Origin of the sequence: Litorimonas haliclonae (assembly GCF_965138505.1) — a bacterium.
Lineage (GTDB): Bacteria > Pseudomonadota > Alphaproteobacteria > Caulobacterales > Maricaulaceae > Litorimonas > Litorimonas haliclonae.
In genome coordinates, this window is the sequence record NZ_CBCSCO010000002.1 from 153,505 (window position 1) to 167,549 (window position 14,045).

At 51.0% G+C, this 14,045-nt stretch carries 12 protein-coding genes; 4 read left to right on the plus strand and 8 right to left on the minus strand.

What is annotated here, in order from left to right; genetic code table 11:
• Positions 1–108: 108 nt before the first annotated feature.
• From ACNA05_RS04865 to ACNA05_RS04880, 4 genes are all read right to left on the minus strand, one after another.
• Entirely contained in the window at positions 109–1,710 is a 1,602-nt protein-coding gene (locus tag ACNA05_RS04865; RefSeq protein ID WP_415810278.1) for an AbgT family transporter, read from the minus strand.
• Positions 1,711–1,800: 90 nt separating this feature from the next.
• Positions 1,801–2,868 (minus strand): tetratricopeptide repeat protein, encoded by a 1,068-nt coding sequence (locus ACNA05_RS04870; RefSeq protein WP_415810279.1) that lies wholly within the window; start codon positions 2,866–2,868, stop codon positions 1,801–1,803.
• Positions 2,799–3,434: a thiamine phosphate synthase gene (gene thiE / locus ACNA05_RS04875; protein WP_415810280.1), complete on the minus strand. Its 636-nt coding sequence runs from the start codon at positions 3,432–3,434 to the stop codon at positions 2,799–2,801. Before thiE ends, ACNA05_RS04870 begins: the two co-directional genes overlap by 70 nt.
• Before the next feature lie 11 nt (positions 3,435–3,445).
• The gene (locus ACNA05_RS04880) at positions 3,446–3,793 is read right to left on the minus strand and encodes a tRNA-binding protein (RefSeq protein ID WP_415810281.1); all 348 of its coding nucleotides are present in this window, start codon (positions 3,791–3,793) and stop codon (positions 3,446–3,448) included.
• 152 nt (positions 3,794–3,945) lie between these two features.
• Here ACNA05_RS04880 and ACNA05_RS04885 point away from each other — a divergent pair, with 152 nt between their 5' ends.
• Positions 3,946–5,781: an NUDIX hydrolase gene (locus ACNA05_RS04885; RefSeq protein WP_415810282.1), complete on the plus strand. Its 1,836-nt coding sequence runs from the start codon at positions 3,946–3,948 to the stop codon at positions 5,779–5,781.
• 10 nt (positions 5,782–5,791) lie between these two features.
• On the opposite strand, the gene ACNA05_RS04890 is transcribed toward ACNA05_RS04885, so the two are convergent.
• From ACNA05_RS04890 to ACNA05_RS04900, 3 genes are all read right to left on the minus strand, one after another.
• Positions 5,792–7,990, minus strand: a complete 2,199-nt coding sequence (locus tag ACNA05_RS04890; protein WP_415810283.1) for a tetratricopeptide repeat protein — start codon at positions 7,988–7,990, stop codon at positions 5,792–5,794.
• A gap of 101 nt (positions 7,991–8,091) precedes the next feature.
• Positions 8,092–9,468: an NAD-dependent succinate-semialdehyde dehydrogenase gene (locus ACNA05_RS04895; RefSeq protein ID WP_415810284.1), complete on the minus strand. Its 1,377-nt coding sequence runs from the start codon at positions 9,466–9,468 to the stop codon at positions 8,092–8,094.
• Positions 9,465–10,586, minus strand: coding sequence for an alkene reductase (locus tag ACNA05_RS04900; RefSeq protein ID WP_415810285.1), 1,122 nt, complete (start codon positions 10,584–10,586; stop codon positions 9,465–9,467). The genes ACNA05_RS04895 and ACNA05_RS04900 overlap by 4 nt, the downstream gene beginning before the upstream one ends.
• A gap of 168 nt (positions 10,587–10,754) precedes the next feature.
• Between ACNA05_RS04900 and ribD the strand changes: the two genes are divergently transcribed.
• On the plus strand, positions 10,755–11,198 hold the full coding sequence (ribD, locus tag ACNA05_RS04905; protein WP_415810286.1) for a bifunctional diaminohydroxyphosphoribosylaminopyrimidine deaminase/5-amino-6-(5-phosphoribosylamino)uracil reductase RibD: 444 nt from the start codon (positions 10,755–10,757) through the stop codon (positions 11,196–11,198).
• Positions 11,191–12,108, plus strand: a complete 918-nt coding sequence (locus ACNA05_RS04910; protein ID WP_415810287.1) for an HNH endonuclease — start codon at positions 11,191–11,193, stop codon at positions 12,106–12,108. Before ribD ends, ACNA05_RS04910 begins: the two co-directional genes overlap by 8 nt.
• On the opposite strand, the gene ACNA05_RS04915 is transcribed toward ACNA05_RS04910, so the two are convergent.
• Positions 12,105–12,950 carry an enoyl-ACP reductase FabI gene (locus ACNA05_RS04915; RefSeq protein WP_415810288.1) on the minus strand — a complete coding sequence of 282 codons (846 nt, stop codon included), beginning with the start codon at positions 12,948–12,950 and terminating at the stop codon, positions 12,105–12,107. The genes ACNA05_RS04910 and ACNA05_RS04915 overlap by 4 nt on opposite strands.
• A 193-nt stretch (positions 12,951–13,143) precedes the next feature.
• Between ACNA05_RS04915 and ACNA05_RS04920 the strand changes: the two genes are divergently transcribed.
• On the plus strand, positions 13,144–13,947 hold the full coding sequence (locus ACNA05_RS04920) for a LuxR C-terminal-related transcriptional regulator (RefSeq protein ID WP_415810289.1): 804 nt from the start codon (positions 13,144–13,146) through the stop codon (positions 13,945–13,947).
• Positions 13,948–14,045: the final 98 nt, after the last annotated feature.

Genomic DNA, 14,045 nt, shown 5'->3' on the forward strand with positions numbered 1-14,045 from the left:
GCATAATGTCGTTTATCGGCCTAGAATGACGCTGCGAACAATTTTGGGACAAAACCATAAAATCTTTTCGATGATTGAATAATCTACCTAGGTAAATGTTCTCGGTAACTATCCAGGCAGGCTATACGAAATCGGCGCGCCGGGGCCAAGCGGAAGACCCAAGGCAATCCAGACTACAATCAGGATAACGCCTGAAATCAACATCCAGATGGAATAAGGGATCATCATGGCGGTCAGGCTGCCAATTCCAAACCCTTTTTGCCAGCGCTGAGCAAATACGAGGATAAGCGGGAAGTAAACCATCAAAGGCGTGATGATATTCGTCGCGCCATCGCCGACGCGATAAGCTGCGGTTGCGCCTTCGGGACTAATCCCCAAGAGCATTAACATCGGCACAAGAACCGGGGCGAGCAGCGCCCATTTCGCACTGGCGGACCCGACAAAGAGGTTGAGAAGCCCAGTAAACAAGACAATCAGACCCAGAGCGATTGGCAGAGGCAACCCACTGGCCTCAATGCCATTGGCCCCGTGAACCGCGCTGATAAGGCCGAGATTGGACCAGTTAAACATGGCAACGAAATGCGCGGCGGCAAAAGCGAGTACGAGATAGTATCCCATATCTTTCATGGCCTCGGCCATCATATCGACCAGATCACGATGGCTTTTAATTGTCCCGGCGGCGCGGCCATAAAACCAGCCTGCGGCCAAGAACAGGATCATGAATCCTGCAACCAGAGACCGGAAAAACGGGGTCGCCGTGACGTACCATTTCTGGCCCTCAACGGCGTTTTCATCGGCCAGAAGCGGCGTGCCGGGCGCGAAAGTCATTATCGCCCAGAGGGCGCAGACACCTAAAATAGCGAAGCCTGCATGACGAAGGCCTTTTTTCTGTCCCTCTGTGAGAGGTTTATCTTCTTGGCCATATTCTTCGGCTTGGCGTTCATCGGGCACCCATTTGCCAAGGCGCGGTTCGATAATCTTGTCCGTGACATACCAAATAACGGGCAAATAGATGACCATCAAAACAGCAATGAAGTACCAGTTACCTGCAATATTCATGACCCATGTTGGATCAATTCCGGCGCCGTCTACCGCTGCCTCGGTAATTCCGAATAAGAGCGCGTCTAGCTGACCAGGAGACACATTGGCGGAGAAGCCGCCGGACACCCCGGCGAAAGCAGCCGCAATACCGGCCATTGGATGACGCCCGACGGTGGCAAATAAAATAGCCGCCAATGGGATCATGACGACATAGCCTGCATCCGCTGCATGATTGGAGAGCATAGCGACCAGAGCCACGACCGGAGTCAGCAGATATTTCGGCGCGCCGCTAACGGCCTGGCGAATGCCGCTGGCAAACAAGCCGGAGCGTTCCGCAACGCCGGCACCGAGCATAACAACCAGAACATAGCCGAGCGGATGGAAGTGCGTGAAAGTCTTGGGCATTTCCACCCAAAGCCGTTGAATGTTCTCCGCCGATAACAGGCTTAACGACCGAATGATAAGGGGCGAACCGTCAGAATTTTCCTGAACTGGATGATTGGCAGTAAGGCCAAACAGGCTACACATCACAGAAATGATAATAAGCAAAACAATCAGATAGAAAAATATAAAGACCGGATCCGGGAGTTGGTTTCCGGTGCGTTCAACCCACCCTAAAAAGCCCTTTTGGGAAGAATTTTCTGAATTCGGTGTTTTTGTTTCTGCCATAGAAAAAGGGGTTAAACTATCCTAATCCCTTTGAAAAGTTTAACTTGTGTCCCCTTCACCTTTAGGAGTTAGAAATTACGCGAATGGCTTTTACATTTCGGCCTCGGCCCTAATCCGGGCCCGTTCGACAAGGGCCGGGTCGACATTTTCTTCGAGGCGGGCTTTTAAGGTTAATTTATCTTTGTCATACAAATCCAAATCTGGGTTTGTTTCGCTATTCTGGATTGATTTCAAAACCCAATAATAAGCGTCTTCAAAGTTTCGCTCCACGCCTTCGCCTTTAGCAAGGGTGAAAGCATATAAAAACTGACCTTCAGGATCGCCTTTTTGCGCTGATTTTTGAAACCAGGCCGCGGCCTGTTTTTCTGACTGTTTCGTGCCAACGCCTTGATAAACTAACAGGCCGTAATCCGCCATGGCGGCGGCATGTCCGCCCTCGGCAGCAACGCGTAGCCATTTAGAAGATTTTTGCTCATCCGGAGGAATATTAAAATTCTCGGCATACATAACGCCGGCGATATAGGCCGCGTCGATATTTCCGCCCGCCGCCGCCTGCTCATAGGCCTTAAGCGCCGCTTTTGGATCACTTTCAAACAAAGAATCCGCCAAGGCCTTAGTGCCTTTGGGATCGAAACTTTGTGCTGATTTTTCAAGCCAATACCGGGCCTGTTCAGGATCCGCCTTAACGCCTTGTCCGGTGCGGTACATATCGGCGAGTGCCCGCATTGCATCTGTCCGCCCGGCGTCAGACGCGCGGGTTAGGTAAGAGACGGCTTCTATTTGAGTAACGCCGCCTTGCTGACGAATTCCCATTTCGCCCAAAGCGACCAGCGCGTCTGGATGGCCTTTGATTGCGCCGCGATCATACCACTCCCGGGCGGCTTTCAAATCTATTCGGCCCGTTTCGCCTTTACGGAGAATATGCCCCACCATGACGGCGGCGTCAGAACTTCCGGCTCGGGCGGCGGTTTTGGCAAGGCTGAGCGCGGTATCTATTTTTCCGCCTTGATAGGCCTCAAGAGCGGCTTCGAAATTGGCTTGGCTTTCCACCGTATTGATAACGGGCTCTGCATAGGCAGGAGAAAGACTTACGCTTGCCCCGAGCACAGCGCAGAGAGCTGCGAGACCGCTTTGGCGGGCCCATCTCTGTAGTTCCATACGCCCGAACACACCGCGATAAAATCCGCGCCCGCCTCTATCACTTGTTTCGCATTGTCCACCGTGATGCCGCCTATGGCGACGCTGGGGATGACGACGGCTTCTTGCCACCATTGCAAAATCTCCAATTCTGCGCGGGTTTTTGGGTCTTTAGTGGACGTGTCAAAAAACGCGCCGAAGGCCACATAATCCGCGCCTGCTTCCGCAGCCTCAAAAGCGAGGCTCTTGGCATTATGACAGGTCACGCCAATAATCGCATCCCCGCCCAACAGTTCACGAGATGAAAAATAGTCCATATCGTCCTGTCCGATATGAGCGCCATCTGCCCCTATTGCGTCGACTAAATCCGGCCGATCATTCATCAGGACATCAACGCCATATTGATGACAGAGAGGCACAATCGCTTTCCCAGCCTGAATGAGAGCTGAATCGTTTAAGTCTTTCAAACGGATTTGCAGACAGGCGACAGGGGCTGCGGATAAAGCCGCCTCTAATTCTTCTAAAAACGCGCCGATGTCCGGGATAGCAGGGGGCGTAAGCAGGTAAATTTGACAAATATCGTTCATCTATGTCTCACTTAGGCCAGTTTCGATCCATTGGGGGTTTTGCTATCCGGACTGAACAGGACAATTGCGCCGTCCTCATTCGGAAAGCCCAAGGTCAGGACTTCTGACATAAGGGGGCCAATTTGACGAGGCGGGAAATTGACGACCGCCGCGACCTGCTTACCGACAATCTGGTCTGGCGAGTAGAGGTCTGTGATTTGCGCTGAGGATTTTTTAATACCGATTTCCGGCCCGAAATCGATTTGCATTTTAATCGCGGGTTTGCGGGCTTCGGGAAAGGGCTCTGCTTTCACAATAGTCCCTATTCGGATGTCCACTTTCAAAAAAGTCTCAAAATCGGTTTCAGCTATCTGGGTCATGACTGGCTTATGATTGATTTCCTTGGGCCGCGTCCAGTCCCTAATATAGACTAATTTTGTGTTTCAGCGTCAAAGCTGCCGGGGCGGCAGAAAGACTTGATTAAATAGAGCGATGTGAGAACATAAACAAAAGCGTTCTTTCGGAGTTTATTATGAAGCCTATTCTTTTAACTGGCATTGCCTTCGCCGTTCTATCCCAGGCAAGCTATTCCCACGCCCAATTACGCGACATCGCCGATCCGGAAGAGACCGTTAAAACTTCTGAAATGGACGCCCCGAAAACATCCGAAAAACTAACGGCGAATTACCTTGAGGGTGCTTGGGATAAATCCCGGACGGCTGAAATTCTCGACGATACAATGCGGATAAAATTCGACTATGACGCATTGGCGCTCAGCGAAGCCGAAGAAATCGCCGCACAGGATTTGATGGAAGCCGGGGCCCGCCTTCATACGCTCTATCTGGAACAGCGCCACCCACAAGCCCGCGCGGTTGAGGCCTATCTCAAGGAAGAAACCACTCGCGATGATCTGGATGATCTATTCCGCATTATGAAAGGGCCAATTGCGACGACGCCGGACAATAAACGCAAAGCCTTTCTAAATGTCGACGCAGAAGCGCCTCGCCGAAATGTTTATCCTGACGAAATCACGCGTGAAGAGATGGACGCTTTCCTTGCCGAATACCCTGAAGCGCGGGATGAAATTCTAGACCTCCGGGCCGTTGTAAAACGCGCAGATGAGGCAGAGAAAAAAGAGGCGTTTGACAAGCTGGACCTGTTTCCCGCTTTAGATATTCTCCACCCGGGCCTTCGCGAAAATATTGAAGACGCAGAGGAGTTTTTCGCTCTGCCTTATTCTGTCGCTTACGCCGAAGATATTATGTTTATTTATGACCGGCTTACTCACGCGGCCGAGGTCATGGAAGAAGACGATATTGCTTTTTCCCGCTTTTTAAAACTTCGCGCCGTGGATTTGCTGACGGATAATTATGACGGCGGAGACGCGGCTTGGGTCACAGGAGAATTCACCGGAAATCTTAACGCCCAGATCGGGAGCTATGAAACCTATGACGACGCCCTTTACGGTGTGAAGAGCTTTTTCAGCCTTTCTCTGCTACAGCGCGATATTGAAAAAAGTGAAGAACTTGCGGCCTCAATTGGTGATATTCAGGCGATTGAAGATGCGCTGCCTTACACAGCCAATAAAGAGGTGCGCAGCAATATTCCTGTCGCTGTCTATAATGTGATCGCGGATTACGGTCAGGCGAGAGGGACAAATACCGCGACCATCTTGCCGAATGAGGGCCATTTGTCCCGTCAATATGGCCGGACTATTCTAATCCGCTCTAACGTCCTGACGAATGAGAAAATCTTCGCGGATTCAAAGTCAGCCTATCAGGCGGCAATCGTTGACCGTCATCACGACGACCTCGAACTCGAGGGGAATTTTTACCGGACACTTTGGCATGAAATCGGGCATTATATGGGGCCGGACCAAACAAAGGACGGACAGGACATTGACGCGGCTTTGCAGGACACAGCCGACCTGATGGAAGAGATGAAGGCGGACCTGGTCTCGCTTTTCTCGGCACAAAAACTTCATGCCGCCGGGACGTTTAGCGACAAAAGATTACGCGCAATTTATGCCTCTGGTATTCTGCGGGTGCTCAATAAAAACCAACCTCGCCGCGATCAGGCTTACGGCACGATGCAACTTATCCAGTGGAATTGGCTTTTAGATAAGGACGTCCTGTCGATGGAAGACGGAAAGCTTACAATTAATTACGACCTTTATCCGGCTGCTGTGGAAAGCCTTTTAGAAGTCGTGCTCGACTTCCAATATCAAGGCGACCGAGACGCCGCGAATGATTTTATTGAACGCTGGACGGAATGGGACGCCGCCCTTCATGGCGAAATTGGTGATTTGATGAAAGCCGCGCCGGGGGCGAATTATCGCCTCGTAACCTACGAAGCGCTCGGCGAGTAAGCGAAAAAAGTCAGTCGACCTTGACCCAATTTGGTTCAGGGTCGGCCAATTTAGCCTTTATGACCGTGTTAAGAGATGACCGGTTTTCGGACATGCGAGCTTGGTAAGCCACAAATTCTGGGGCCGTTCGCAAGCTGTCAAAAGCCGGTCCTTCCAACATATTATCCGCCTGACCGAGGCTGATCATTCTATCAATCCAGGACAGGGCGTCTGTGGGGGTTTTACCGGAGGCTTTAAAAACCGCGCCTGCCCATAGTTGGTTGAGCTGATCAAAATCATAAGCGCTTTGATGGCCAAAATAGTCTGTCAGGCGCGACCGGTAGGGGGTGGATTTGGGCAGGCCCAGCTTGCCGAAGACAAAGCTGATATTCGCAAAATCGACCAAATTATCCGTATCGGCTTTGAGGGCATTATAGCTCTTTTCCGTGATAACTTTGTCATAGGCCGTGGCGGCGCGCTCATAGTCTTTCAATAGAAAGGCAAGGTAAGCTTTTTGTGTGAGGTCCTGCATTTTCGGCAGGCTTGCTCGCGCGGCCTCAAAATCCCCTTGTTCAAATGCAATGACGGCCTGCGTGTCCGCGCTGTTTTCCATTGCCAAAGCCTGGTCGAAAAGCTTCGCTTTGATGAATATTTCCTTCAGGATAATAGGCGGCGTCGGATCATTGGGGTTTAGGGCTTGCCCTTCTTTGGCCGAAAGAAAACTATTTAGGAAGTCACCCTCATAGAAGTAGAAAACGGACAAAGCGATATGCCCTGCGGGCTGCTCCGGATTCCATTTTATATTATCGAGTGTGGTGGCTTTTGCAGCTTTCCAATCGCCCGTGAGGCGCTGAATCCTGGCAATATTATTGAGGATGGAGGCGGAGAGAGGGTCAAGCGTTCTGGCCTGCTCAAACGCTTTCAGACTCTTTTCGTAATCGCCCTTTTTGGCATAGGCCTGCCCTAAACGGTGGAAAGCTACGGAATAATTAGGATTGGCGGCGACGGCTTTGAGGGCGTAATCAATGGCGGCCTGAGAGTCAGGACTTTCCGAAAACATATGATCATACATCGCCGCGCTTGTCAGGGTTTCAGCAGAGCTAGGCGATAGGACCAATGCCCGGTCAATATTCTTCCGCGCCTCTGTTTTGGCAGTCTCTCGCGGCAGGGCCCCATAGGCAAAAGCCAGCATATAGCTATCTGCCAAACCGGAATAGGCATGGGAAAATTTGGGGTCCAGAGTGATGACCTCTTCAAAATCACCGATAGAGGCCAGAAGCGGCGCCGGAAGCCGTTGGTTGGATTGCTCACGCGCTTTTAGGTAAAGCTCATACGCTTCGAGAGAGACTGTTCGGCCCGTTTCGCCTTCGGGCGTAAAGGTAAGCCGGCCTTTTAGCTCCTCGACGATGGCCGTCGCAATTTCGTCCTGAACATCAAAAATGTTTTTCGCCGTAAGCGGTCTGTCATAGGTAGCTGACCATATTTGATTATCATTCGTCGTTTCAATTAACTGCGCCGAAATGCGGAGCGTCTCACCCGACTTTCGAACGCTCCCGTCCAAAATATGAGAGACCTTCAGTGCGTCACTAATTTCCTGAACGCTTTTATTCTGGCCGCCAAAGGCAAAAGCCGAGGTACGGGAGGCTACACGCAAACCTCTGATGCGGGCGAGGACATTTAGGAGTTCTTCAGAAATCCCCTTGGCAAAATAGTCCTGATCCTTTTCAGCGGAGTAATCTTCAAAAGGTAAAACCGCTATGGACTGCGTGGATTGGTGGTCGCTCTCGGACGGACCGATAGAGGTCAAATCCGACTCGGTCGATTCGGTGGCTTGCGCCATCGCTTCGGGAGAAATTTCTGACAGGGTTTCAGTTGACGGGGCAGGGCGAATAAACTCCCCAAATGCCAAAAGCCCGCCGACGACTAACAACCCCACCAGGATAGCCCAGTCCAGTTTTCGCCCTGTCTGCGAGGCGATACTCTCATCCGAGGGGATAGCCTCTGTCGGCCTCACCCCGTCAGGCGTCATCTCAAACGCCCATGCCAAAACAATGGCTACCGGAAATCCGATGACCAAAGTTACTATAATCATTTTCATGACCCAGTCTGGCGCGCCGAAGCTGGCGGAGGTAATGGCGGCTATCTGCACCATGATCCAGCTGACAACGGCATAAGCGCCGGCGACCCGGAAAATATTGCGCCTACGCAGTTCTGAAAGTAACGATGTCAATTTGGCCCCAGAAGTTGTCTGGGGCCCTTATATCACAGGTTTCACATTCTGTCTGCTGGAATTAAACTTCCTTAAACTCAGGGAAAATAGCCCACGTCTGGCTATTTCTGAATCAGCAAGGACTTAATATTTACAAATTCCTTCACGCCAAAGCCGCCATGTTCGCGGCCATAACCGGAATCCTTGACCCCGCCAAATGGCATATTCGGAACGGCCAGGCCAAAGCGGTTGATAAAGACCATCCCTGTGTCGAAATGATCGCGAGCTAGCTCAATAGCTTTATCTGTATCGGTTGTCAGAATGCCGCCGCCAAGTCCAAATCGGCTGTCATTGGCAATACGCATAGCGTCTTCGGCATCTTTGGCTTTGATCAGGGAGGCGACAGGGCCAAACAGCTCGTCATCATAGGCGGGCTGTCCGGGCAGAACATTACCGAGTACCGTTGACGGATAGAAATATCCTTTACCGTCCGGCATTTCGCCGCCGCAAAGAATTTCGGCGCCTTTCGCAACGCTGTCCAGCACTTGTTTATGCAGATCGTCGCGAAGGTCTTTACGCGCCATAGGGCCCATATCAAATTCGTCCGACGTCGGATCGCCTGTGGTCAGTACCGACATGGCTTTGACATAGGCGTCGCGGAAATCATCATAAATATCTTCGACAACGATAAAGCGTTTAGCCGCGATACAGGTCTCACCGTTATTATAGACGCGGCCATTCACACAGACGTCGACGGCGGCCTCAATGTCGGCATCCGCCAAGACAATATAGGCGTCATTAGAGCCGAGCTCCAAAACGGTTTTTTTCAAAACTTTCCCCGCTTTTTGAGCAATCATGCGGCCCGCTTCTGAGCTGCCGGTCAGGGTGACGCCGCGAACGCGTTCATTGGAAATAATTGTGTCTGACTGCTCGTGAGAGATGACCAGTGTTCTAAAGAGGTGTTTCGGCAAACCTGCATCTTCATAAATTTTCTGAAGAAGCTTGCCGGATCCGGTAACATTGGACGCGTGTTTCAAAAGTACGCCGTTACCGGCCATCAGATTGGCGATGGAATAACGTATCACCTGATAGGTGGGATAATTCCAAGGCTGGATGCCGTAGATAACACCGATCGGAGAATAGGTAATGATGCCCCGCGTTTCATCGTCGATATCGCGGTCTTCATCGGCCAGTTCGGCTGGGCCGTTCTCCGCAGTGTACTCACAAATCCCGGCGCAAAGTTCGACTTCCTCATGGCTTTGAGACAGAAGTTTCCCCATCTCTTTGGTCATGAGCGCCGCGAGGTCATCCTTATGTTTCATCAAGGATTTGCCAATTTTTCCGATGACTTCAGCGCGCGATTCAAGACTTTCTTGGCGCCAGTCGAGATAGGCTTTATGGCAATTTTCAATTGCCTCGGACAATTCGAAATTGGTGAGTTTGGTATGACGCTCAATAACGTCTTCTGTGGCAGGGTTTATGGTGACTGTGGGATTCATGCGGCTTCTTCCTTTTCTTCATTTTGATCTTTTTCGTCCAAGAACGGATAATCAGTGTATCCGGTTTCATCCCCGCCATAGAATGTGTCGGGGTTGGGTTCATTCAGCTCCGCGCCGAGGCGGAAGCGTTCAGGCAGGTCGGGATTGGCAATAAAAGGGCGTCCGAAGGTGACGGCGTCAGCATGGCCGGTCTCTATCGCTTTGACGGCTCGCTCTGCATCATAATCACCATTGGCAATATAAAATCCGTCATATTGTTTTCGAAGATTTTTGATGAGCTTTTCATCTTTCCCGTCCGATTCATTTCCGGGGAAACGCTCGACGACGTGGAGGTAGGCAAGTTTGAAATCGGACAACATTTTATAAGTATAGGCAAAGGTACCTTCCTTATCGCTGTCGCTAATGTCATTGGCTTGACCGAGCGGAGAGAGGCGAACGCCAATACGCTGCGAGGGCCAGACTTCCATGACGGCTTCCAGCACTTGCCGCAATAAACGGGTCCGGTTTTCGATTGACCCTCCATACTCGTCGTCGCGTTTATTCGCGCCGTCTTGCAGGAATTGGTCAAGTAAATAACCGTTTGCGCTATGGACTTCGACGCCGTCAAAGCCGGCATTTTTGGCAAACAGAGCCGCCTTGGCATAATCTTCAATAGTTTGCTCTATTCCCTCTTTGGTCAGAGCCACCGGCTCAGAGCAGGCCTGGAAACCTTCAGCTGTAAATGTCTCTGTCTCGGCCCGAATAGCGCTGGGCGCGACCGGGGATTTTCCGTCCGGCAAGAGAGAAGTGTGGCTGATACGACCCACATGCCATAGCTGGCAGAAAATTTGCCCGCCCCCAGCATGCACCGCATCTGTGATCTTTTTCCAGCTTAACACATGACTTCCGTCATATATTCCGGGCGTGTCCAAATAGCCTTTCCCCATATCGGAAATCTGAGTGGCTTCGGTTACAATCAGACCGGCGGAGCTGCGCTGATGGTAATAGGTTTGCGCCATTGTTTTGGGCGTGCCGTCGGCTTGCGCGCGATTGCGCGTCAGCGGCGCCATCAGGACGCGGTTGGAAAGCTTGATCTCTCCCATCTCGGAAGGGTCGAAAAGTGGGGACGTATCAGTCATAAGTAAGGCTCGAATTTAAATGTCTATGCCCACCTAACGACAGCCTGCCTTGTTACGTTCCGAACAGAGGCCGATTTGCGCAGTGTTCCTTTTAGACTTCTGTAGGCAGGGGATTAAATCATCCAAATTCAATCTTCCCTTTGCGAAGCAAAAACGGAATAAAGACCTATGAGTGATGAAGATTATATGGCTTTGGCCCTTTCCCTTGCCCGCGCCCAAAAAGGGCGCACCGCCGAGAACCCGGCTGTCGGATGCGTGCTCGTCAAAAACGGGGAAGTTATCGGCCGCGGGGCGACGGCGGATGGAGGCCGTCCTCACGCTGAAACCATCGCTTTGATGAGCGCCGGGTCAGAAACGCGTGACTCTACGGCATATGTCACGCTAGAGCCCTGCTCGCATTACGGCCAAACCGCGCCCTGTGCCAACGCCTTGATAGAGGCAAAAATCGCCGCTTGCCATATCGCGGTGATTGACCCCGACCCCCGTGTCCACTGGCGAGGCGCGGCGCTTTTGCAAGAGGCGGGTATAGACGTGCAGATCGGCATTGGCGCGGAAGAGGCGTTCGAAATTAATGCGGACTTTTTCGCGCGGGTGGGGAGAATAGATGGCTAAGGGTGTTTTTATACATAACCCTCAATCGGTTTATGACGATCGACCGGAAGAATACTACAACTTCCCAAAAGTATATCTCTCTAGGGCAAAACCTACTGTGGGAGATTGGATTATCTATTACGAATCTGGGAAAGGGAGAGGGCGAAAATCTTATAAGGCTATTGCAAAAGTTAAAGCCATTCGGGAGGACTTCATCAAACCCGGCCATTATTATGCTGATATCGCTCCAAATACATATTTGCCATTTGACCAACTCGTGCCCTTCAAAGTTGATGGTCAACCAAACGAGTCATTATTAAGTTTAGAAGATGGGCGAATAAATGGTGGTCTAGCCATATCCGCCGTGAGACCAATATCCGAAGAGGATTTCGCAAAAATTGTGAACCTAGGCTTTGAAGACGAGTTTGCTGAATTGCCTCGTATTGATGAACTCCAGAACTATGATGAGCAAGGAAACTATGTTTCTGATTTCGCACAACCCGAATATGTTGTTCCGACTCCACGACTAACTTTACAGACTCTACAAAACCGTAAAGTGCGGGATAGAGTTTTTCGGCGCCAAGTTATAAAAGCCTACAGCAAAACCTGTGCTTTTACGGGCTTGAATTTCGTGAATGGTGGGGGAAGGGCAGAGGTTGAAGCTGCCCATATCCGTCCTGTTTCTAATGATGGGCCGGATGTTGTGAGTAATGGTTTAGCATTATCAGGGACAATTCATTGGATGTTTGACCGAGGTTATCTTTCGATTTCTGACGACCATGATATTTTGGTTTCTAGGCACGTAAATAACATTGATGAAATTGACCGCCTATTAGTGACAGATAGAAAAGCAATTATGCCAGTCAAAGAATCTGACTGGCCCCACCCTGCTTACATGGAATGGCACAGGGCAGAATGTTTTAAAACTTAATCCGCTAAGCTCGCTTTCAACGGCTCTTCCTGAGGCATCCCGATGGCGTGGAAGCCACCGTCGACATGGTGCGTCTCGCCTGTGCAGGAGAGCCCCAAATCTGAGAGCAGATAAAGCGCTGCGCCGGCGACTCCTGCCGGATCCGTGTGGTCTTGCATCGCCGAGGCGGCTTTGTTGAAGCGGAACATGTGCCGGCCGGACCCGATACCGGCGGCGGCGAGCGTCTTGATTGGGCCTGCGGAGATAGCATTGACGCGAATGCCGCGCGGACCGAGATCGGCGGCGATATATCGGGTGGAGGCTTCGAGAGCCGCTTTTGCCACGCCCATCACATTATAATTTGGGATAACGCGCTCAGATCCTAGATAGGTCAGCGTGACCATGGAGCCGCCATCATTCATCATTTCAGAGGCGCGGCGCGCCGCATCGACGAAGGAATAAGCCGAAATATCCAGCGCAGATTTAAAGCCCTCGCGCGTGGTATTATCCACGAAGGAGCCGGCAAGTTGATCTTTCCCGGCAAAGGCAATCGCGTGAACGAGAAAATCTATCTTGCCGAATTTTTCTTTGAGCGTCGCAAAAGTGCTGTCCATGGTCGCGTCATCTGTGACGTCGCATTCGCAGAGAATGTCAGAGCCAATGCTCTCGGCGAGAGGTTTAACGCGGCGGAGCAGCGCGTCGCCCTGATAAGTAAATGCGATCTCTGCGCCTTGCGCCGCGAGCTGACGGGCAATTGCCCAGGCAATGGAGTTCTTATTGGCGACGCCCATTATGAGGCCTTTTTTGCCTTTCATCAGGTCGCCTTTTGGAAAGCCTTCCAGCGCTTTGGTCATATCAGTCATGTGTCGTCCTGTTCGTTTGATTTGCAGGGATTATATGGGATCGAACAGAATATCACCATAGTCAAATCTGCCGAATTAATTTTAACGTAGATTAAGTAATTCGACAGAGAATTTAGGTGTCACATTCTAAATTAATTCAATACAACTCAGGGAAGCATTCGGTTCTTCCGATTCGGGTTTAGAGGGAAATGTGGTGGCGCAGACTTTACAATATAAGCCTAGAACAGAGCTATCTGGGGGGAGTTCGGCTACGCCTTTGTTGAACCCATCAGAGCTGGTTTATTGGATGGGGAAGATTGATCAGGCTCCCACGGCTCAGGAAGCTTTTGACGTATATTGCAAAGCAATAGAGCCTTTTGGTTTTGACTTCATTTCTATGGGTCGATTATTGCCCGCTCGCCCCGGCGTGCAATCACCACAAAACGTCCCCCGACAGTTTCATCTCTCCAAGGGAGCGGATGAATGGATCAACAAACTGGTGAGCACGGGAGATTTGATCACTAAAAGCCCGCTCGTCCTGCACGGGTTCCGTGTTTCTGTTCCCTTTCGCTGGCGCGAGGCTTGGCAGAATTTGACCGAAGAGCAAAAAACCCATGTCGAAGGAACAAAAGCTGCGGGGCTGAATTATGGAATTTGCTTTCCGATAGTTAAGGACAGAACAGCCCCCGGGTTGATGTCTATGGGGCGAGAGAAGGAATTTGAATTGGAGCTAACCGATATGGTCAGCCTCGAAACGCTTGTTCGGCAAGTCTTTGATGTCATGTACCGTTTGACGGAGATGCCTGAATCTCTTGGCCAAATCACTTTAAGCGAACGAGAACGGGAGGTCTTGTCCTTGGTCGCGCAAGGAAAAACGAATTGGGAAATTGGAACAATTTTACAAATTTCAGAATATTCTGTGCGGGATTACCTGAAGGATTTGTCCAAACGAATGGCGACCTCTAATCGCACTCACACTGTGACGCGAGCGATACGTTTGGGGCTGATTTTACCCTAATAAACGACGCCGATTGAGGGCGGCCTTAGGCTAAATTTCTTTATCCTACATTTGTAGGGTATGCGTGTGAGGTGAAGGTATCATAAGGGGATGCGTGG